The organism is Xanthomonas sp. NCPPB 3761, from assembly GCF_041475705.2.
GTDB lineage: Bacteria > Pseudomonadota > Gammaproteobacteria > Xanthomonadales > Xanthomonadaceae > Xanthomonas > Xanthomonas phaseoli.
Window position 1 is genome coordinate 4862755 of sequence record NZ_CM191262.1, and the last position, 18820, is coordinate 4881574.

An 18820-nucleotide genomic window follows, 5' to 3' on the forward strand; every position below is an offset into this window, starting at 1 on the left:
CGCGATTCCGTTGGCTTTTACTGCGGCGCGCGACCTCGGTGCACTCGCTATGCTGTGGCCCCTATTGTGCGGAGCGTGGTCTTGCTGGAATTGATTCCCACCGAGTTGCCGTGGCTGCTGTGCATTGCGTTCGTGGCCGGGTTGGTGGATGCGGCCGTGGGTGGCGGCGGATTGATCCAGTTGCCTGGCCTGTTTGCGACGCTGCCGCAGCAGGCGCCATCGCTGATTCTGGGCACCAACAAGTTCAGCGCAATGTTCGGCACCGCTGCGTCGGCGTGGCGATACGCGCGCACGGTGCGCTTTCCGTGGCGGCCGGTGCTGTATGCCACCGCGGCGGCGTTTACGTTTTCCTTCCTGGGGGCGACCGCCGTCAGCCTGATGCCCAGGCAGGCGGTGCGGCCGCTGATTCTGGTGCTGCTGATCGCGATGCTGATCTACACGCTGATCAAGAAGGACTTCGGCGCGCTGCATCGGCCACGTCGGATCGGCCGGCGCGAACTGGCCACCGCGTTGGCGATGGGAGCGGCGATCGGCTTCTACGACGGGTTCTTCGGCCCGGGGACGGGCAGCTTTCTGATCTTCCTGTTCATTCGCTTTTTCGGGCTGGATTTCCTGCGCGCCTCGGCGGCGGCAAAAGTCGTCAACCTGGCCACCAACCTTGCGGCGTTGTCGTTCTTCTTGCCCAGCGGACAGGTGATGCTGGCGATCGGCCTGCCGATGGCGGCGGCAAACGTGGCCGGCGCGGTGGCCGGCACAAGGATGGCGTTACGCGGCGGCACGCCATTGATCCGCAAATTGTTCCTGGTGCTGGTGATCGTGCTGATCGGCAAGATGGGCTGGGATCTGCTGCAGCAGTAATCGCAACGTGCTGGCGATGCGAGATGCTCGATGGGCGAGGCCACCGTGCAGATGGCGTCGCCCGTGCCCGGTGGTCAGCGCTTGCCGCGCGACTGCGCCGTGCCTGGCTTGGCGCCGCGCGTTTTGGCCGGTGAAGCAGGCGTCGCCGCGCGCTTGGAGCTTGCCTTGCCGGCACCGCGGACTGGCTGTCCGGTCGATGCGGCTGTTGCACGTGGTTTGGCTGCGGCAGTTTTCACCGCCGCAGAGGCGGTGGCGACCTTCCTGGATGTGGCGCTGGATGCGTTTGTGGCCGCAATCGGCTTGCCCGGTGTTTTCGAAGACCGAGTGGTCTTGCCGACGCTGGACCTGGATGCAGCTGCCGAAGGCACCGCCGACGCACCCGAGGCGCGTTTGTCGGACGCCGCCTTGCTAGCCAAAGCTGGAGTGCGCGAAGTCGATTTCTTGGTCTGCATTGCTTGCGACTGTGCCGCAGCGCGCGTGGAAGATGCGGTCTTGGCGTTCTTGTTCTGCTTGTTCGCCGTCGCGACTGCCGGCGTGCGCTGACCAGTCTGCGTTTCCGGCGCCGCGGACAAGGTCTCATCGGCGGCAGGCGATGCCGTGGGCACTGCGGCGCCGTCAATTGCCATGCCATCTGCGCTGGCAGCGCCCTGCACTCCTGCCGGCTCGCCCGCAGCCTCGATCGACGGCGCAGCATCAACGGCATCGGCAACTGCCGGCTCATCGCCACGCGCGCGCTCGGGCAACTTCAACCGCTGTGCCTGCTCGTCGTATTCGATCAGCAACACGCCGGAGTTGTGACGGCCGCTGATTTCGACAAAGCACGCGCCGCCGATGAAGGGCTCCAAGGTCATCACCGACTTCAATGGCGTGGCCACCACCATCTGGAAGCCGAAGTTCTCGAAGATATTCATCGCCAGCGCAGTGAATTCGTTGTCGGCCTTGTCGAAGGCTTCGTCCAGCACTACCGCGCAGTAGCGCGGCAGTTCGCCGTCTTCGCCGCCGAGCTGGTAACGCAACGCGGCCGCCAGGCAGGTGGTTGCCAGCTTCTGGCGCTGACCGCCGGATTTGCCGGCGCCGCTGCGGTAGATCTCCACCTGCGCACGCGTCTGGGCGTCCAGCTCCACACCGATGAACTCCACATGCAGGCGCACGTCCAGCACCTGCTCGCGCCAGCGGCGTGCCTCCGGTTCCTGCGCGCCCAGGCGCGCCACCAGCGCGCGCAAGGTGGAAAACTGCGCTTCGGCCAGGGCTCGGTCTTCGGTCTGTTGATGCGACAGCACTGCGCGCAACTGCTGCTGGAATTCCTGCACTTCGGCCAGGCGGCGGTCGCCGACCTCGATGGTCAGGATGGTGTCGCGGTTGAACGGCACCTGCTCCAGGCTGGCGTTGACCTCGTCCATGCGCTGCTTGATGCCCTTGTGGGCCTCGGCGGTGTGGCGCTGCAAGGCCAGCAGGTTATTCTTGCTCTGGGTCTGCAACAAATCGAAGAAACGATGCTCGTGCCGCGGCAGGCCATCGCTTTCCAACCGGTCCAGGCGCGCGAGGAAATCGTCGGCGCTGGCAAGGCTCACGGTGAAATCGCCGCTGTCTTCGGGCCACTGCTGGCAATACTTGCGGAAGCATTCCAGCAACTGCGCGCTGAGCCGGCTGTCGCGGCCCTGGCTGTCGGCCAGCTGCTCGGCCAGGCCACGTTCGACCACGCGGAAATGCGCTTCCAGATTGTCCAGCGACAGCGGCGTCAATGCGGCGAGCCGTTCCCGCAAGCCCTGCAACTGGGTGGGCGTGAGCGTAGCGCTGCCGGCGCGGCCCGCACATGCGGCATGCTGCTGTTCGAGCCGCACACGCTCGCGCGCCAGTTGCGCGCGCTCCAGCCGCACGTCTTCATAAGTGCGCTTGGCCTGGTCGCGCAAGGTGCGTGCGGTGTCGATGGCCTGGCCGAGCGCGCGCAGGCCACTGTTGCCTTCGCGCAGCTGCACCAACTGTTCGTCGATATCGCTCAGGCGCTGCAGCTTGGGACCGACGTCGATCTCGTCCCAGTCGCGCTCCACCAGGGTGTGGGCAGCCAGTTGGCGCTCCTGGTCCTGCTCACGCTGCTTGCGCAGCGCTGCGACATCGGCATCGCAGCCGGCGATGCGCTGGGCCAGCGCCTGCGCTTCGCGCTCGAACACCTTGAGCTTGTCGCGGTTGTCGTGGCCGAGCAGCCAACGCTTGCGGTCGTTGACGGCGTGGCGGTCGTCCTTTTCGTAACGATCGCCCGGGTGCTTGACCTGGCCCTCGCGGGTGATGGCGCGGTCGGCGTTGCGCAGTGCGGCGGCGTTGTCCACGCAGGCGTAGTCGAAGCGACGAATCAGCTCGTTGCGCAGCCATTCGGTGAAGGCATGCTCGCGCAATTGCAGCTTGCCGGGCAGCGCGCCGGGATCGACCCGCCGCGAGTGCAGCTCGTCATTACGGCGCACACGGAAGTACACCAGGCGCGTGCCGATATGGGTGCGGTTGACCCATTCACTGACCTGCGCGTAATGCCGCTCGTCCACCAGCAGCGACTGCGCGAAGCCGTGCAGCACACGCTCGATGGCACCGCGCCAGGCCGACTGGTCTTCGCGCACCTGCACCAGCTCGCCCACGAACGGCAGCGCAGCCTCGGCAATGCCGGTGTCTTCGCACAAGCGCGCGCGCAGCGCCTGCATCGGTGCGGGCATGCTCGACGGTGCCTTCTTCAGGGCCTCCAGCTCGGCACGGATTTCGGCAAACCGGCGTTCGTCGTCGCGCCGCGCGCCCATCCGTTCGGCGATCGCCTCGTCCAGCGCGCTGGCGTCGTGCTTGCCGTTATCCAGCACGGTTTGCGCATGCGCGACCTGTGCGGCAAAGCCGCTGGCGCCGGCCGCCAGGGCGGTACCGAGCTGGCGGCAGGCCTGTTCGATCTGCGCACGGCGACGCAGGCGTTCGTCGCGCTCGCGCTCCACACGCGCACGCTCGCGTTCCAGTTCCTCGATCTGCTCGCCACCGGCAGCACGCTGCTCGCGCTCCAAGCCAACCAGTTTTTGTTCGTGGTTATCCAGCGATTCGCGGCGCTGGCCTTCTTCGCCGGCCAGTCCACGGTCCTGGTTATCGAGCTCCTGCAAGCGCTCATCCAGCAGGGCCAGCCGCTGCTGCTCGCGGTAGCTGTCCACGCCCAACTGCAGCTCGCGCAACTCGCCAACGCTGTGGCGCAACGCCATCAGCGCCGCATGGTGCTCGCGCGCGGGGGTCAGCGTTTCCACCTGGCGCCGCGCGGTGACCACCGCATGGTGGGCGCCATCGAGTTCGGCAAAATCCTCCACCAGCCGATCGGCCGCTTCGAAGGTACGCGGCTCATCCAGCATGAAGCCGCGCAGGAACGCATTGAGATCGCCCAGGTTCTTGGCCGACTGGGTCTTGTGCAGCAGCCGCAGCGCCATCTCGTTGCCGATGCCCAGCGCATGCCGGAAGCGTTCTGCATAGCCGGCGAAGCCGTCGAAATGCGCCACTTCCTCACCCAATCGCGCCTTGAGCTTGCGCAGGTCCAGATCGAAGCCATCCAGCTCGGTCGCCACGTCGAAACGGCGTGGCGCGACCATGTAGTGCCGCCGCACATCGGCTGCCGCGTTACCGCTGCCGGCGATCCAGAACAAGCGGATCAGGCTCACCGCCTCGCCGTGCGCATTTGCGTATTCCAGCACCAGCGCGGTCCAGGTCGCGCCCTTGCGCAGGTATTGGGTGGCGATTTCGCCGGACGCGCTGTCCTGCTGATCGGCCCACGCACCGCGTACATACGACACCAGACTCCGATCGCGCCCGCTGCGCTCGGCTTCGCGCGCGGCGGCGTTGAAGTCGACGATGCTCGGCGGCGTCAGCAGTGCCGACATCGCATCCAGCAAGGTGGACTTGCCCGAACCCGAACGCCCAACGAACAGGAAGCCCTTTTCCGCAATCGGCACTTCGGTCAGCCCGTTGAAGGTGCCCCAGTTGTGCACCTGCAAGCGGCGCATGCGGAACTGCTGCGCACGTTGCTCGGCAAGCGTCTCGGCAAACAAGGAAGCACCCGGCGACGCCGGCGACAGGTTGGACTGGGAATTCATTGCTCACTCACCAAAACAGAACGACAGAGACGCCAAGGACAGACCATTACGAACGGTGAAGCTTTCTTTGCGGTGCGGTGATGCGGGTCAAGTTTGAGCAGCGGATGGAATGCGTGGACGGCGTCGCGACCGGGGGAGCGTGTGCAGAATTTTGTGTAACCGTGGTTTGGGTTACCGCTGAGGAAGTCGCCCCTCGAACTGGATCGTAAAGCGGTTCAGCGCAGCCTTCCAGTCGCGGATCGGCAGCGTCCATTTCTTGGTGATGTTGCGCAGAGCCAGGTAGAACAGTTTCATCAAGGCTTCGTCGCTGGGGAACGCGCCGCGGTTCTTGGTCAGCTTGCGCAGGCTCATGTTGACCGACTCGATGGCGTTGGTCGTATAGATCACCTTGCGGATCTCCGGTGGGTAGTCGAAGAACGGGATCAGTCGTGACCAATTGCGCCGCCATGACTGGCTGATGGGCGGGTACTGGGCGTCCCACTTGGCCTCGAACTCGGTCAGTGCCTGCTCGGCCTCCTCGACGGTGGCGCAGGCGTAAATGCGCTTGAGATCGGCGGCAACCTCGGCGCGGCGTTTCCACGAGACGTAGTTCAGGCTGTGCCGCACCATGTGCACGATGCACAGCTGCACGGTGGTCTGCGGGAACACCGCCTCGATCGCCTCGGGAAACCCCTTCAGGCCATCGACGCAGGCAATGAAGATGTCCTGCACCCCGCGGTTGCGTAGCTCCGTCACGACTTGCAGCCAAAACTTGGCACCCTCGGCCTGCGCCAGCCATAGGCCCAGCACTTCCTTCTCGCCGCCCATGGTGATGCCGATGGCCAGGTACACCGCCTTGACCCGCACCGCGCCCTCGCGCACTTTGACGTGGATGCAGTCCAGATAGACGATCGGATAGACCGGATCCAGTGGCCGCGCCTGCCACGCCTTGACCTCCTCGACGACCGCATCGGTGACTGAGGAAATCAGACTCGGCGACACCTCGGTGCCGTACATCTCCTCCAGGTGCGACTGGATCTCGCGCACGGTCATGCCGCGCGCGTACAACGACAAGATCTTGTCATCGAAGCCGGCCCAGCGGGTCTGGTGCTTGGGGATCAGCTGTGGCGCGAAGCTGCCGTGGCGATCACGCGGAATCTCGATCGGCAGCTCGCCGAACTCGCCCTTGAGCGTCTTGCGGCTGCGTCCGTTGCGCGTGTTGCCGGCCGCGTTGGCGACCGGCTCATGCTTGTCATGACCGAGGTGTTCGGTCATCTCCGCGTCCAGCGCCCGCTCCACCAACCGCTTGGTCAGCTGCTTGAGCAGGCCGTTCTCGCCGATCAGATCCTCGGGTTTGGTGTAGTTGACCAACAGGCTGCTAAGCAGCTCGTCGGGTACCTCATGTGTGCGTGGGCTCATGGTGTCTCCGGGTTAGGTGGCAGTCTCCTGCCTGTGGCCCGGTTACACAAAATCTAGGACACGCCCGACCGGGGTCGCTCCAGAGAAGCAGGTTCTTTGCACCAGCTGGCGTGGAGGTCGCGCCAGTGCGACGAAAGCTACGGGTTTTCGAGCACCTGCAGCACCAACCTTGTCCACATCGGCCGATCGCGACCACCATCACTCCTTCCTAGTCACTGCATCACGACATCCCTGCTTTGCTGCTTTGCTGCTTTGCTGCTTTGCTGCTTTGCTGCTTTGCTGCTTTGCTGCTTTGCTGCTTTGCTGCTTTGCTGCTTTGCTGCTTTCAACATCGTGCTGCTGATGCAGACCCTTGTTGTTGTTGTTGTTGCTGTTGCTGTTGCTGTTGCTGTTGCTGTTGCTGTTGCTGTTGCTGTTGCGTAAGCAGTTTGCACTTGGGGGCCCCATACCGCAGCGGCAAGGCCGGCAGATACAACCCGCAGGGCGGCGCGCATGGATGCGCGACGTTTTTGTAAGGGACACGGATGTCCCTTACAAAAATTTCTGCCGGACTTGCGCACCCGCAGCGCCGCAGGCGCGGGGGCGCGAGGACGGGGTGTGCTTTCTTTTTGGTTACTTTTTCTTTGCACAAGCAAAGAAAAAGTGACTCGCGCCCGCAAGGGCGTGAAAGCTCTGCCCTACCCCTCCCCCAAAAAAAACCAGATCACTCAGCACAGCGCCACCTACCGCCTGATACCACACCCTCATCCGCCCTTCGGGCACCTTCTCCCCCATGAAGGAGGACAATGTCCCGGAGGGAGAAGGGAGATGCAAGAGACATCAATCCAACGCATCCTCCCCCTCACGCAGCTCCCGATACGCCACCACCAACGCCTGCACATCCTCTGCCGAGAACAACAGCTTCAACACCGGCGACACTTCATAGCGCTCCTCGCTGCCGCGCAAGCGCGACAGCAACTGGTTGTCGCGCATCTTGCCGATGGCCGTCATCACCCGCCGCGCGAAGCCCGCCCGATCGGTGGACACGTTCTTCTCGTAGACCGACAACGCCTCCACCAACTGCGCCTCGTCCACCACCGCGCGCTCGCCGCGCGTATCGGCCTCGGCCAGTTGCTGGCGCAGGAACAGCAGCAACACCGACTCGATAAACGTCAGCGGCGCACTGCGCAGCAAGGTGGGCGATTCCAGCTCGGCGGTGTCGGCCTGGCGGGTGAAGGCCACCCCACCCTCGCGGTCGAGCACCAACTCCAGAAACAGCTCGCACAGCACCTGGCGGATCGCCACCTCGTTGCGCAACAACGCCGGCCACAGCGTGCCGTGACGTTGCGCATCGATGCTGGGCCCTGCCAGCAACTGGCACAGTGCGCGCCGCGCGTCGAACGGCAGCGTGCCGGTATCGCCCAAGAACAGCTCGCCGCGCGGCTCGGCACTGGAGGTGTGGGTCATCGGCATGCGCTCGTCGATGGACGCCGCCCCGGTGCTCTCGTCGGCGTCCAGGCCGGTGTCCTCAGACCAGTTCATTGCGTTTCTCCCGGGTAAACCACACCAAGGGAATGCGCGCGCGCCGCACGGCGCCGTCGCTGCCTTCCCATTGCACCGTTTCCATCTGTCCTTCGATCACCATGCCGTGGCGCGTGCCCAGCGACAGGTAGCCGATCACGCTGCCCAGGCCCTGCACGGCCGGGCGTTGTTGCAAGGCGTCGCCGATCGTCAGCCGCGGGCGTTGGCCGAGCAGCTCGTGCAGGTCGCGGCGCAGGCTGCGCACATCGATCTCCGACTGCGCGACCAGGTCGCCCACGCTGTCCAGCGAGATCTCGGCCGCATCGGCGGCCTGTACGCGTCCATCGACCTGGGTAAGCCGTGGATCGTGCAGCCGCCATTGCGACAACGAACGCAGACGGCTGCTGCTGAGCGCCTGCGTATAGCCGGTAGCGGTGGTGGCGTGCAGGCTCTCGCGCAACTGCAAGGCTTCGCCCTGCGCCTGCTTGAGCAATTGATTGAGCCGGCGCTGTTCCAGATACCCACGGCTTTGCACGAACCCGCGCAGGCTGCGCGCGAAATGCTGCATCACCGTGTGCACCTCGCCGCCGCGCTCCAGCAGCGTGCCGGTCAGCCCGCGCAAGAAGGCGCGTTCGCGGCGATCGAGCTTGCGGGCGAACCCACGGGCAAGCAGCGCATCCAGCGCCTGGTCGAGCTGGCTGCTTTGCTGGGTGTCGTTGAGCAGACTCCAGAACGCCTCGAAGGTGCGCCCGGCCTCGCTGTCTGCAATCACATCCACGCCGTTGAACAATTGTTCGAGCACGTCGCCGCGCGCGCCTTCGTCGTCGATGATGCGCTCGCGGAATTGGCGGTTGAGCTGCTCGAAGTCGTCGCGCACGCGATGGAAATCTTCGGCCAGCTCGTCTGAGAGATGGATCAGGTCGCGCGCGCGTTCCAGCGCGCGTTTGCCGTCCAGGGCGGCCACGCGGCCGGAAGCCACGCGTTCGATCTCGGCATCGATGCGCGCGCGTTCGTCGCGCAGCGCGGCCAGCCGGAGCTCCGGATCGGCTTCGGTCTGCCCGGCCAGCTGCACCAGTTGCTGGATCACCAACGACAGGCGGCTTTCGGTGGCGCTGCTGCTGCTTTCGCGCAGGCCGGCGATGAAGCGGATGGCCTGGGTCGCGGCACGCGAGAGTTCGTATTCTTCTTCGGTTGCGCCTTCGGGCAGGCGGCGTTCCAGCCAGCCCTGTGCCAGCCAATGCGCCAGGTACGCCTGTGCGGTGCGCGGCAGTTCGCGCGACAGCTCGTCGGCGCGCAAGGCGTCGAGCTGGCGCTGCAAACGCTCGTGCAACACGGCCGACGGCAGGCGGCGTTCGCCATCCATCAGCACCGTCTGCAGCAGGCCGATCAGTTCGGGGGCATGGTCGGCGGCGAGCAGTTTCCATACCGGCTGCTCGCGCAGTTGCCGGTAGCCGGAGATACGTGCCTGGTGCTTCATGGGCGCAGCCGCGACTGCCTCAACGCTTGCCGCCCACGGCGATGAACTGCAGGAATTCGGCGCGGGTGCGCGCGTCTTCGCGGAAGCTGCCCAGCATCTTGGAGGTCACCATGCTGACGCCGCGCTTGTGGATGCCGCGGGTGGTCATGCACTCGTGCGCGCCTTCCACCACCACGCCCACGCCAAGCGGCTGCAGCACGTCCTGGATGCATTGGGCGATCTGCGCGGTCATCTTTTCCTGCACCTGGAAGCGGCGCGCGTAGCTTTCCACCACGCGCGCCAGCTTGCTGATGCCGACGACCTTGCCACGCGGCAGATAGCCCACGTGCACCTTGCCGATGATCGGCGCCATGTGGTGCTCGCAATGGCTTTCATAGGAAATGTCGCGCAGCACGATCAACTCATCGTAGCCGGCCACTTCCTCGAAGGTGCGTTCCAGGTATTCGCGCGGTTCTTCGCGATAGCCGCTGAACCAGTCGCCGTAGGCTTCGGCCACCCGGCGCGGGGTGTCCAGTAGACCCTCACGCGTGGGATCTTCGCCCGCCCAGCGCAACAGGGTGCGCACGGCCTCTTCGGCCTGGGTCTGGGTGACGGAGGAATCGGGCTGGTTGGACTGGCTCATGCGCGGATGCACCCAAAAGGGGCGAGCATGGTACCTGAGGACGGCCCGGCCGCCCCAGTGGCGGTCGCGCCAGCTTGCAAATATTCAGTGACTATTGATTCATTTATGAATTGATAGCATCCTATCTATTATGAAACCTGTTCTTTCTCCACGCGCCCGGCTCAGTTCCGGCCTGCTGGTGGCTGCCCGTCAGTGGCAACGCCTGGCCGATCAGGCGTTCGCCGAGTTCGACCTTTCCAGCGCCTGCACCGGACCATTGCTGATGATCGGGCGCTCCGGCGGCGGCATCCGCCAGGTGGCGCTGGCCCAGCAACTGGGCATGGAAGGCCCCTCGCTGGTGCGCTTGCTGGACAAGTTGGCCGCGCAGGGCCTGCTGCGCCGCCAGGCGGACAGCAGCGACCGCCGCGCCAACCAGCTCTGGCTCACCGATGCAGGCCAGGCGCTGGTCGGCCAGATCGAGATCCGCCTGGATGCACTGCGTGCGCAGGTGTTCGGCGCACTCAGCGACGCCGACGTGCAGGTGGTGCTGACCTTGTGGGAGCAGATCGCGCAGGCGCATGCGCGGCTGAGCCAGGCCGACTGAGTCGGCTGCCGGCGTCGCGCGCGACGCCCGTTGTGCCTTTTCCGATGCTCTGCGCGCTGCGCCGGGCGTTGTGGTTCCTTCTCCAGGATGTGCCCGATGTACGGCGAATTCAGTCTCTACGGTGTGTTCGTACCCACCTTGCTGGCGTTGATGACGCTGGCCTACCTGCTCAACAGCGGCATCGCCGCGCTGCTGACCCGCGTCGGCGCCTACCGCTACATCTGGCACCCGGCGCTGTTCAACCTGGCGCTGTACATCGCACTGCTGGGCGGCCTGTTCTTCCTTACCCGTTGGATGCAATCGTGAAAAAGCTGATCAAGACCGCGGGGCCGGCACTGCTGACCCTGGCGATGGTGATGGTGGCCGCGTTGGTGTTGCAGCACCTGTGGCGTTATTACATGCAGGCGCCGTGGACGCGCGATGCGCACGTGGGCGCCGATGTGGTGCAGGTGGCGCCGGATGTCTCCGGGCTGGTGGAATCGGTGGCCGTGGCAGACAACCAGCCGGTCAGGCGCGGGCAATTGCTGTTGGTGGTGGACCGTGCGCGCTACGAAATCGCCCTGGAACAGGCGCGTGCCGCACTGGCCGAACGCCAGGCGACGCTGACCCAGCTGCGCCGCGAGATCGCGCGCGACCGCAGCCTGCAGGACCTGGTCGCCGCCGAAGATGCCGAAGTGCGCCGCTCCAACGTGCAAAAGGCGCAGGCCGCAGTGGCCACCGCGCAATCGGCGGTGGATCTGGCCCAGCTCAACCTGGACCGCACCCAGGTGCGTAGCCCGGCCGACGGCCGCGTCAGCGACCGCACCGTGCGCGTGGGCGACTACGTCAGCGCCGGGCGCCCAGTGGTGGCGGTGCTGGACACCGGCTCGTTCCGGGTCGATGGCTACTTCGAAGAAACCCGCCTGCAGGGCGTGCACCCCGGCCAGCGCGTGGACGTGCAGCTGATGGGCGAGCCGCTCACGCTGCATGGGCATGTGCAGAGCATCGCGGCCGGGATCGAAGACCGTTACCGCAGCGGCAGCGCCGGCGCATTGCCCAATGTCACGCCTGCGTTCGACTGGGTGCGGCTGGCGCAGCGCATTCCGGTGCGCATCGTGCTGGACCGCGTGCCTGCGCATGTGCAGTTGATCGCAGGGCGCACTGCCACGGTGAGCATCCTGCCCGACACCGCAAACGCGCCCCCGGCGATCGCGCCTGCCCGTGTGCAGGCCAAGGCGGCGCCATGAACCGCGCGATGTTGCGTCCGCTGGGATTGGCCGCACTGCTGAGCATGCTCGGTGCCTGCAGCACGGTTGGCCCGAACTACGCCGTACCGGACGATGCGGCGTACCGGCGGCCGGCCGCCAATGCCGCGTTTCTCGACACCGGCAACGACCAGGTACGACCTGGCGCCGCGTTGCCGGCGCGCTGGTGGGCGCTGTATCAGGACCCGATGCTGGATAGCCTGATCGAGCAGGCCCTGCGCGACAACGTCGAGCTCAAGGTCGCCGGTGCCAATCTGCGCCGCGCCGCTGCGCTCTACGAACAGGCCATGGATGCCGGCGGCTTCGATTACGAGGTGGAAGCCGGCGTCAGCCGCGCACAGGTGTCGGCTGAGGCGTTTTTGCAGGAAGAAAAACTGCCGGTGTTCAACTTGGCCGATGGCAAGTTCGGTGTGTCGTATCAGTTCGATCTGTTCGGCAAGCTGCAACGCGGTGCCCAAGCCGCGCACGCCGACACCCAGGTGGCGCAGGCGGCGATCGATCTGGCGCGCGTCAGCGTGGCCGCGCAGGTGGCTGGCAGTTATGTGGAGATTTGCCACGCCAACCATGAGTTGCAGGTGGCCGAGCATTCGCTGCAGTTGCAGCAACACAGCCGCCAGATCACCCAACGCCTGATCGCGGCCGGTCGCGGCACGCCACCGGATCTGGCGCGCGCCACCGCGCAGGTGGCGATGCTGGAAGCGTCGCTGCCGCCGCTACGCGCGCGCCGCCAGGCCGCCGGTTACCAATTGGCCGCGCTGCTCGGCAAGACACCCGGCGAGGTGCCGGCCGGCGTGGACAGCTGCGCGCACGCGCCGGCAGTGCAGCAGCCGATCCCGATCGGCGATGGCCGGGCGCTGCTGGCGCGCCGCCCGGATGTGCGCCAGGCCGAGCGCCGGCTCGCCGCCGCCACCGCACGCATCGGCGTGGCCACCGCCGAGTTGTATCCGGACATCCGCCTGGGTGGTTCGATCGGCGCCACCGGCCTGCTGGCGGATTTCGGTGAGCCGGCCACGCACGCGTGGTCGTTCGGCCCGCTGATTTCCTGGACGCTGCCCTCCAGCGGCGCACGTGCGCGGGTGCGCGCCACCGAAGCCGGCGCCGACGCTGCGCTGGCGCAGTTCGACAACACCGTGCTGCAGGCCTTGCGCGAAGTGCAGACCAGCTTGTCGCGCTATGCGCAGGATCTGGACCGCCTGCATCTGCTGGAACAGGCGCAACAACAGGCAGAGCTGGCGTCGGCGCAAAACCGGCGCCTGTATCAGGGCGGGCGCACGCCGTACCTGTCCAGCCTGGACGCCGAGCGCACCCTGGCCACCGCCGACATGACCCTGGCCACTGCACAAGCGCAGGTGTCGCAGGACCAGATCCAGCTGTTTCTGGCGCTGGGCGGCGGTTGGGATGCCGACGCAGGGCGCAACCACACCAAGGCTGCGCGATGATGCCGTTGCTGCGCGATCGTCAGGCCTGGCTGTTTTCGGCCAAGACCTTCGCCGCCTCGATCGTGGCGCTGTATGTCGCGCTGGCCGGCAATCTGTCGCGACCGTACTGGGCAATGGCCACGGTCTACATCGTCTCGCAACCGCTGCTCGGCCCTACCCGTGCCAAGGGCGTGTACCGCTTGCTCGGCACCTTGCTGGCCGGCGTGGCCACCTTGGTGATGCTGCCGAATCTGGTGGAAACGCCTTTGCTGCTGAGCGCGGCGATGGCGCTGTGGCTCTCGGCATGCCTGTTCCTGGCGCTGCTCAATCGCGGCCCGCGCGGCTATGCGTTCCTGCTGGCCGGCTACACCACCGCGTTCATTGGCTTTCCTGCGGTCACCTCGCCGGAAAGCATCTTCGACACCGTCGTGGCCCGCAGCGAAGAAATCATCCTGGGCACGGTGATGACGGTGCTGTTCGCGTCGCTGCTGTTCCCGGCCTCGGTCAAGCCCATGCTCACCGCACGGATCGGTAACTGGATGCAGGACGCAGCGCAGTGGTGCCGCCAGGTGCTGCAGCGCGGCCCATCGCAGGCGCCGCGCAATCGGCTGGCGGCCGATCTGGTGCAGTTCGAGGCCTTGATCGCCTTCGTCCGCCACGACGACCCGCGCCATGCCGGGGCGGCTCCAACGCTGGAACAGCTGCGCGCCCGCATGCTGATGCTGCTGCCGGTGCTGTCGTCGATTGCCGACCGCCTGGATGCCTTGCAGCGCGATGGCGCGGCGCACGCCTCGACGCTTGCGGCCTTGCTGGAAGATGTTGCTGCGTGGGTGGATCCTGTGGGCGACAGCGGCAGTGTCCACGCCGATACCGATGCCGATGCCAACGCTGATGCATTGCGTGTCCGCATCGACGCATTGCGCCCGGTAGTGGATCAGGACATCGATCATTTATTGCTGGCCAGCTTGCTGCTGCGCCTGCAGGAACTGCTCGACCTGTGGCAGGCCTGCCGCACGCTGCAGCAGGCCCTGGTGCAAGGCACGGCGCCGGTTGCGCTGCGTGCGATGCCGTCTACGGTACCTGCTGCATCCGTGCAGGCCGACAACACAACCAGTGATGCAGCTCCGCGTGCCGCAATACATCGATCGCTGCGGCGGCGCTTGGGCTGGTCGCGCAGTCAGGCGGCGCAGGCCATCTCGCCCGCGCAGGTGCACGCAACGTCGCAAGATCTTGAACTGCCTCGGTCAACGCGTGAGGCGCCGTCGCAGCAATCGCCTTGGTCATCGCCGGCCATCACCGACGTGTCGGGCGCTGCCCACGCCACGCGCCACATCGATTTCGGCATGGCCGCGTTTTCCGCGCTGAGCGCCGGCTTCGCGCTGATGGCGTACTGCGTGTTGTGGATCGGCATCGGCTGGGAAGGCGGCGGCAACGGCGCGATGATGGCCGCGGTCACTGCTGCGTTTTTCGCCGCCCAGGACGACCCTGCGCCGAGCATGCTGTCGTTCCTGACCTGGGCGGTGGTGGCCAGCGTGGTTGCCGGCATCTATCAGTTCGGCATCTTCCCGGCCATCCACGATTTCCCGATGCTGGTGTTGGTGCTCGCGGCGGGCTTCCTGCCATTGGGCGCGCTACTGCATCGCCCCAAGAGCATGCTGATCGCCTTGCCGCTGGTGGTGAACCTCACCGCGCTGCTGAGCCTGCAGAACAGCTACAGCGCCAACCTGCAGAGCTTCGTCAATGCGGCGGTGGCGATGGTGCTGGGGATCGGGTTTGCGGTGGTGCTCACGCGTCTGTTTCGTTCGGTCGGTGCCGAATGGAGCGCACGCCGGCTGGTGCGCCAGGGCTGGCGCACGCTGGCCGACGCCGCCGACGGACACGGCGCGCACGATCGCCAGCACTTTGCCGCACGCATGCTGGATCTGCTTGGCCTGCTTGCGCCACGGCTGGCGTTGACGCCGGAAGGCAGCGACCTGGCCTCGGTGGATATGCTCAACGAAGTGCGTGTTGGCTTGAACATCCTGCAGCTGCGCAGCGCCCGGCATGGTTTGCCGCAGCCGAGCGTTGATGCGGTGGACGCGATTCTGCGCGAGGTGGCTGCGTACTACCGGCAGCAGGTTGCACAGAAGCGTCCGTTGCCTGGGCCGGAATCTCTGCGTGATCGTCTGGATGTTTCCCTGGCGCGCGTGGGCAAAGTGCCGGCCGGCGCGCATCGCGATGAAGCGTTGTTGGGGTTGATTGGGCTGCGTTACAGCGTGTTTGCAAAGACAACGGCGCAGCATCAGGACGTCGCAGAACAGCAGCCCGCGTTGGCCCCTCTCCCGCCGGGACGATAAGGCACTGCTTGCGCGCCACTGGCGCGCGTGCCTTGGAGCGCCCGCGCTGCTGGCGCGGGCCGGGGCGCGGAGCGGGGGTGGGGTGAGGGTACGGGGTACTCATGCACGACCGCAGCATCGATGCTTCACCTTGGCGGCGCGTGGCGACGCGTTTACCACGGTCGGTCTGCCAGTCACCTGGGGCGCCCCTCATCCGCCCTTCGGGCACCTTCTCCCGCAGGGAGAAGGAAACAGCCAGCCCGCGCGCTCATCACCGCTTGCGCTGATGCATCGCCGCTTCGTCGTCCAGCCAGTTGCTGCCCTTGTTGGTCAGGAAGAACATGTAGACCACCAACGACACCGCAATCACCGCCGTCGCATAGATCACGAACTCGGTCACTTGGTTGGTCTTCAGCGAAGCCTGATACAGCAACGGCGCGGTGCCGCCGAACGCCGAATTCGCCAGCGCGTAGCCAAGACCGACGCCCAGCGCGCGCACATGCGTGGGGAACAATTCCGCCTTCACCACTGCATTGATCGAGGTGTAGCCGGTCAGGATCACAAAGCCCACAGTGAGAATCACGAACGCGGTCAGCCAGTCGGTCTGCTTGGGCAGTTCCATCACCAGGAACCAGGTGTAGAGCACGCCGCCGATGCCGAAGAACACCAGCAAGGTCTTGCGCCCGACGATGTCCGACAGCCAGCCGCCGACCGGTTGCATCAGCATCAGCACGGTCAGCGCGACCAGGTTGATGATGGTGCCGGCCATCACATCGCCACCGGCGAATGCGGTCTGGATCATCTTCGGCCCGGTGACCGAATAGGTGTAGAACGCGATCGTACCGCCGGCGGTGATCAGGAAGCACAACAGCAGCGGACGCCACTGATTGACGAACAATTCGCGCATCGAGCCGGAGGCCCTGGCCTTGCCGGTACGCGAATCGGCGATGGACTCGGAGCTCAGCGACTCGTCCATCGTGCGACGCAGCCAGAACACCACCAACGCGCCGATGCCGCCCAGCCCGAACGCCACGCGCCAGCCCCATTCGGAGACCTGCGACGCATCGAAGAAATGCAACATGATCAGCAAGGTGGTCTGCGCCAGTACGTGCCCGCCCACCAGCGTCACGTAATGGAACGAGGACAAGAAGCCGCGCCGGCCCGGAATCGCCGCTTCGGACATGTACGTGGCGCTGGTGCCGTATTCGCCACCGGTCGCAAAGCCCTGCAGCAGGCGTGCCACCAGCAAGATGATCGGCGCAGCGATGCCGATCGTGGCCACCGTGGGCGTGATTGCAATGACGAACGAGCACAGCGCCATCACCGACACCGAAATGGTCAGCGCCAGGCGGCGGCCATAACGGTCGGCGAAGCGACCGAAATACCACGCGCCGATCGGGCGCATCAGGAACGTCATCGCGAAGATCGCCCACACGAACATGGTGGCGTTCTTGTCTTCCTTGGAGAAGAACTGCGACTCGAAGTAGGTGGCGAACACCGAATAGACGTAGACGTCGTACCACTCGACGAGGTTGCCGGCCGAGCCCTTGAGCGTGTTGGACACCGAGCGGCGAAGGCTACCGGCAGCTGTGCCAGAACCGGCAGCGATCGGAGACGATGGGGGTGCGCTCATGCGGTCAGAACCTCTTCGGTGGGACAGCCCCGGAGTATAGGTGCGCGCTTGTGTGACGCATGTAAGCATTTTGGCTTATAGATGGCGGCCACTCGCGCACCGGGCCGCCTGCTTCAGCCCGCTTTTGGCGTGGGTGCCGCCAGCGCGTGGCGGTCCTTGCCCAAGCGATCGAAACAGCACGCACGCCGCTTGCCCGAGGCCAGCATGGCGCATGCGGTGGCGATGCGCTTGCTCCGCGTTTGGGCCCTTTTGCCGGACACCACCCAGAAGATCCACTCGCGCCGCGCCACGGCGGTGACGTCGTCCCAGGTCGCACGCGCGGTCGGCTGCGCGGCCAACGCTGCACGCAGGTCGTCCGGCACCAGCGGCGCGGGTTCTTCGGCAACGGGCGCCAGCGCGAGCGCCACCGTCTGTCCAGCCGACACACTGGCTGCCTGCTGCAGGGCGCGTTCGATCGCGAGCCAATGCCCGCCCCGCCCGTCTGGCTGCAGCGTCGCCTGCAGCGGGTCCCGGCCACCGTGCCGGTGACGCTCACCATGCTGCGCGTTGCTCGCCGCTGCAGCAGTAGAAACAGCCAGGTGACATCGGCCGGCGCTGCCGGTTGCAGCGAGGTGGCAGCGAACCGGATGGCGGCGGCCGGATGCATGGCGCGAACCATAGCACCGCACACCCCTAGGTTCTGCTGTTTGCTGCCGCGTTGGCGCACGCGTGATCGTGCAGGCAGCGCCATGGTCGCAGCCGTGACGCGCGCTTCAGCCGTGCTGCGGCAGCACCTCCTTGAGCATCTCGATGAAGGCGCGCAGACCCGGCGGAAGATGCCGATGCCCCGGGTAGTACAGCACCAGCCCCGGAATGGCCGGGCACCATGCTTCCAGCACAGGCACCAATGTGCCGCGTTGCAGGGCGGCGCTTACCGCGTACTCGGGTACATAGGCGATGCCAAGGCCGGCTTCGGCCGCCTCGCGCATCGGTGCGATCTGGTCCAGGGTGAGCCGCCCGGGCACATCGATCACCACTTCCTGGCCACGACGTTCGAACTCCCAGTGGTACAGCCTGCCGCTGGGCATGCGATGGCGGATGCAGGCATGCCGGTGCAAGGCATCGGGCGTTGGTGGAATCCCCGCGCGCGCAAGATAGGCTGGCGCCGCGACGGCGAGGAAGCGCGTAGGCCCACCGAACGGCACCGCCACCATGTCCTGCGGCACCGACTCGCTGAAGCGAATGCCGGCATCGCATCCTGCAGCCACGATATCCACCAGCCGGCCTTCGCTCACCAGATCCACCGATAGCGCCGGGTGGCGCGCCAGCACGTGCGGCACCACCTGCTGCAGCAATACCTGCACCACCACTTCCGGTGCGTTGATGCGCACCGTGCCGGTGGGCCCGCCACGGAAATCGTCCAGCGCCAGCAACGCGTGGTCCACCTCCTGCAGCGCCGGTACCAGCCTTGCGTACAGGCGTTCGCCGGCTTCGGTCAGCGACACGCTACGGGTGGTTCGGTGCAGCAGCCGCACGCCGAGATTGCGCTCCAGTGCGCTGATCACATGGCTGAGCGAAGACGGCGCCAAGCCCACCTCAGCGGCGGCGCGCCGAAAGCTGCGGTGCGTGGCGACCGCAGTGAAGGCGACCAGATCGTTGAAGCTGGGCTTGGACATTGGTGGTAAAACCGCATCAA

Annotated in this window: 14 protein-coding genes and 1 pseudogene; 6 read left to right on the plus strand and 9 right to left on the minus strand. The window is 66.1% G+C overall.

What is annotated here, in order from left to right:
- Nucleotides 1-75 precede the first annotated feature (75 nt).
- Nucleotides 76-858, plus strand: a complete 783-nt coding sequence (locus tag ACCQ00_RS21065; RefSeq protein WP_180301614.1) for a sulfite exporter TauE/SafE family protein — start codon at nucleotides 76-78, stop codon at nucleotides 856-858.
- A 74-nt stretch (nucleotides 859-932) separates the two neighbouring features.
- Here the strand turns inward: ACCQ00_RS21065 and ACCQ00_RS21070 are convergent, their stop codons facing one another.
- From ACCQ00_RS21070 to folE, 6 genes are all read right to left on the minus strand, one after another.
- Nucleotides 933-4955: an SbcC/MukB-like Walker B domain-containing protein gene (locus tag ACCQ00_RS21070; RefSeq protein ID WP_039569997.1), complete on the minus strand. Its 4023-nt coding sequence runs from the start codon at nucleotides 4953-4955 to the stop codon at nucleotides 933-935.
- 171 nt (nucleotides 4956-5126) lie between these two features.
- Entirely contained in the window at nucleotides 5127-6353 is a 1227-nt protein-coding gene (locus ACCQ00_RS21075) for an IS256-like element ISXax1 family transposase (RefSeq protein WP_011345585.1), read from the minus strand.
- Nucleotides 6354-6565: 212 nt separating this feature from the next.
- Entirely contained in the window at nucleotides 6566-6847 is a 282-nt protein-coding gene (locus tag ACCQ00_RS21080; protein ID WP_372354152.1) for a hypothetical protein, read from the minus strand.
- Nucleotides 6848-7172: 325 nt separating this feature from the next.
- Entirely contained in the window at nucleotides 7173-7874 is a 702-nt protein-coding gene (locus ACCQ00_RS21085; RefSeq protein ID WP_039574942.1) for a DUF4194 domain-containing protein, read from the minus strand.
- Complete coding sequence (locus tag ACCQ00_RS21090; protein WP_039574944.1) at nucleotides 7861-9330, minus strand: DUF3375 domain-containing protein; 1470 nt, start codon at nucleotides 9328-9330, stop codon at nucleotides 7861-7863. The genes ACCQ00_RS21085 and ACCQ00_RS21090 overlap by 14 nt, the downstream gene beginning before the upstream one ends.
- Before the next feature lie 19 nt (nucleotides 9331-9349).
- Nucleotides 9350-9952 (minus strand): GTP cyclohydrolase I FolE, encoded by a 603-nt coding sequence (gene folE / locus ACCQ00_RS21095; RefSeq protein ID WP_017158364.1) that lies wholly within the window; start codon nucleotides 9950-9952, stop codon nucleotides 9350-9352.
- A 130-nt stretch (nucleotides 9953-10082) separates the two neighbouring features.
- Between folE and ACCQ00_RS21100 the strand changes: the two genes are divergently transcribed.
- From ACCQ00_RS21100 to ACCQ00_RS21120, 5 genes are all read left to right on the plus strand, one after another.
- Nucleotides 10083-10535 (plus strand): MarR family winged helix-turn-helix transcriptional regulator, encoded by a 453-nt coding sequence (locus ACCQ00_RS21100; RefSeq protein ID WP_039574946.1) that lies wholly within the window; start codon nucleotides 10083-10085, stop codon nucleotides 10533-10535.
- A gap of 87 nt (nucleotides 10536-10622) precedes the next feature.
- Nucleotides 10623-10841 carry a DUF1656 domain-containing protein gene (locus ACCQ00_RS21105; protein WP_017158363.1) on the plus strand — a complete coding sequence of 73 codons (219 nt, stop codon included), beginning with the start codon at nucleotides 10623-10625 and terminating at the stop codon, nucleotides 10839-10841.
- Nucleotides 10838-11761: an efflux RND transporter periplasmic adaptor subunit gene (locus tag ACCQ00_RS21110; protein WP_039574948.1), complete on the plus strand. Its 924-nt coding sequence runs from the start codon at nucleotides 10838-10840 to the stop codon at nucleotides 11759-11761. The genes ACCQ00_RS21105 and ACCQ00_RS21110 overlap by 4 nt, the downstream gene beginning before the upstream one ends.
- Nucleotides 11758-13218, plus strand: coding sequence for an efflux transporter outer membrane subunit (locus ACCQ00_RS21115; protein WP_039574950.1), 1461 nt, complete (start codon nucleotides 11758-11760; stop codon nucleotides 13216-13218). The genes ACCQ00_RS21110 and ACCQ00_RS21115 overlap by 4 nt, the downstream gene beginning before the upstream one ends.
- The gene (locus ACCQ00_RS21120) at nucleotides 13215-15533 is read left to right on the plus strand and encodes an FUSC family protein (protein WP_022560436.1); all 2319 of its coding nucleotides are present in this window, start codon (nucleotides 13215-13217) and stop codon (nucleotides 15531-15533) included. Before ACCQ00_RS21115 ends, ACCQ00_RS21120 begins: the two co-directional genes overlap by 4 nt.
- 250 nt (nucleotides 15534-15783) lie before the next feature.
- Here the strand turns inward: ACCQ00_RS21120 and ACCQ00_RS21125 are convergent, their stop codons facing one another.
- The 3 genes and pseudogenes from ACCQ00_RS21125 to ACCQ00_RS21135 all read right to left on the minus strand — a co-directional run bounded on the left by ACCQ00_RS21125 (nucleotide 15784) and on the right by ACCQ00_RS21135 (nucleotide 18800).
- The gene (locus ACCQ00_RS21125; protein WP_007964975.1) at nucleotides 15784-17145 is read right to left on the minus strand and encodes an MFS transporter; all 1362 of its coding nucleotides are present in this window, start codon (nucleotides 17143-17145) and stop codon (nucleotides 15784-15786) included.
- Nucleotides 17146-17258: 113 nt separating this feature from the next.
- A pseudogene (locus ACCQ00_RS21130) lies at nucleotides 17259-17791 on the minus strand (YdeI/OmpD-associated family protein).
- 106 nt (nucleotides 17792-17897) lie between these two features.
- Nucleotides 17898-18800, minus strand: a complete 903-nt coding sequence (locus tag ACCQ00_RS21135) for a LysR family transcriptional regulator (RefSeq protein WP_007964977.1) — start codon at nucleotides 18798-18800, stop codon at nucleotides 17898-17900.
- Between the last annotated feature and the right edge of the window lie 20 nt (nucleotides 18801-18820).

What these genes read in the sequence shown, in the direction of transcription:
- ACCQ00_RS21070 (WP_039569997.1), bottom strand. Translation starts at nt 4,955, where the DNA reads ATGAATTCCCAGTCCAACCTGTCGCCGGCGTCGCCGGGTGCTTCCTTG.
- ACCQ00_RS21075 (WP_011345585.1), bottom strand. Translation starts at nt 6,353, where the DNA reads ATGAGCCCACGCACACATGAGGTACCCGACGAGCTGCTTAGCAGCCTG.
- ACCQ00_RS21080 (WP_372354152.1), bottom strand. Translation starts at nt 6,847, where the DNA reads ATGCGCGCCGCCCTGCGGGTTGTATCTGCCGGCCTTGCCGCTGCGGTA.
- ACCQ00_RS21085 (WP_039574942.1), bottom strand. Translation starts at nt 7,874, where the DNA reads ATGAACTGGTCTGAGGACACCGGCCTGGACGCCGACGAGAGCACCGGG.
- ACCQ00_RS21090 (WP_039574944.1), bottom strand. Translation starts at nt 9,330, where the DNA reads ATGAAGCACCAGGCACGTATCTCCGGCTACCGGCAACTGCGCGAGCAG.
- folE (WP_017158364.1), bottom strand. Translation starts at nt 9,952, where the DNA reads ATGAGCCAGTCCAACCAGCCCGATTCCTCCGTCACCCAGACCCAGGCC.
- ACCQ00_RS21100 (WP_039574946.1), top strand. Translation starts at nt 10,083, where the DNA reads ATGAAACCTGTTCTTTCTCCACGCGCCCGGCTCAGTTCCGGCCTGCTG.
- ACCQ00_RS21105 (WP_017158363.1), top strand. Translation starts at nt 10,623, where the DNA reads ATGTGCCCGATGTACGGCGAATTCAGTCTCTACGGTGTGTTCGTACCC.
- ACCQ00_RS21115 (WP_039574950.1), top strand. Translation starts at nt 11,758, where the DNA reads ATGAACCGCGCGATGTTGCGTCCGCTGGGATTGGCCGCACTGCTGAGC.
- ACCQ00_RS21120 (WP_022560436.1), top strand. Translation starts at nt 13,215, where the DNA reads ATGATGCCGTTGCTGCGCGATCGTCAGGCCTGGCTGTTTTCGGCCAAG.
- ACCQ00_RS21125 (WP_007964975.1), bottom strand. Translation starts at nt 17,145, where the DNA reads ATGAGCGCACCCCCATCGTCTCCGATCGCTGCCGGTTCTGGCACAGCT.
- ACCQ00_RS21135 (WP_007964977.1), bottom strand. Translation starts at nt 18,800, where the DNA reads ATGTCCAAGCCCAGCTTCAACGATCTGGTCGCCTTCACTGCGGTCGCC.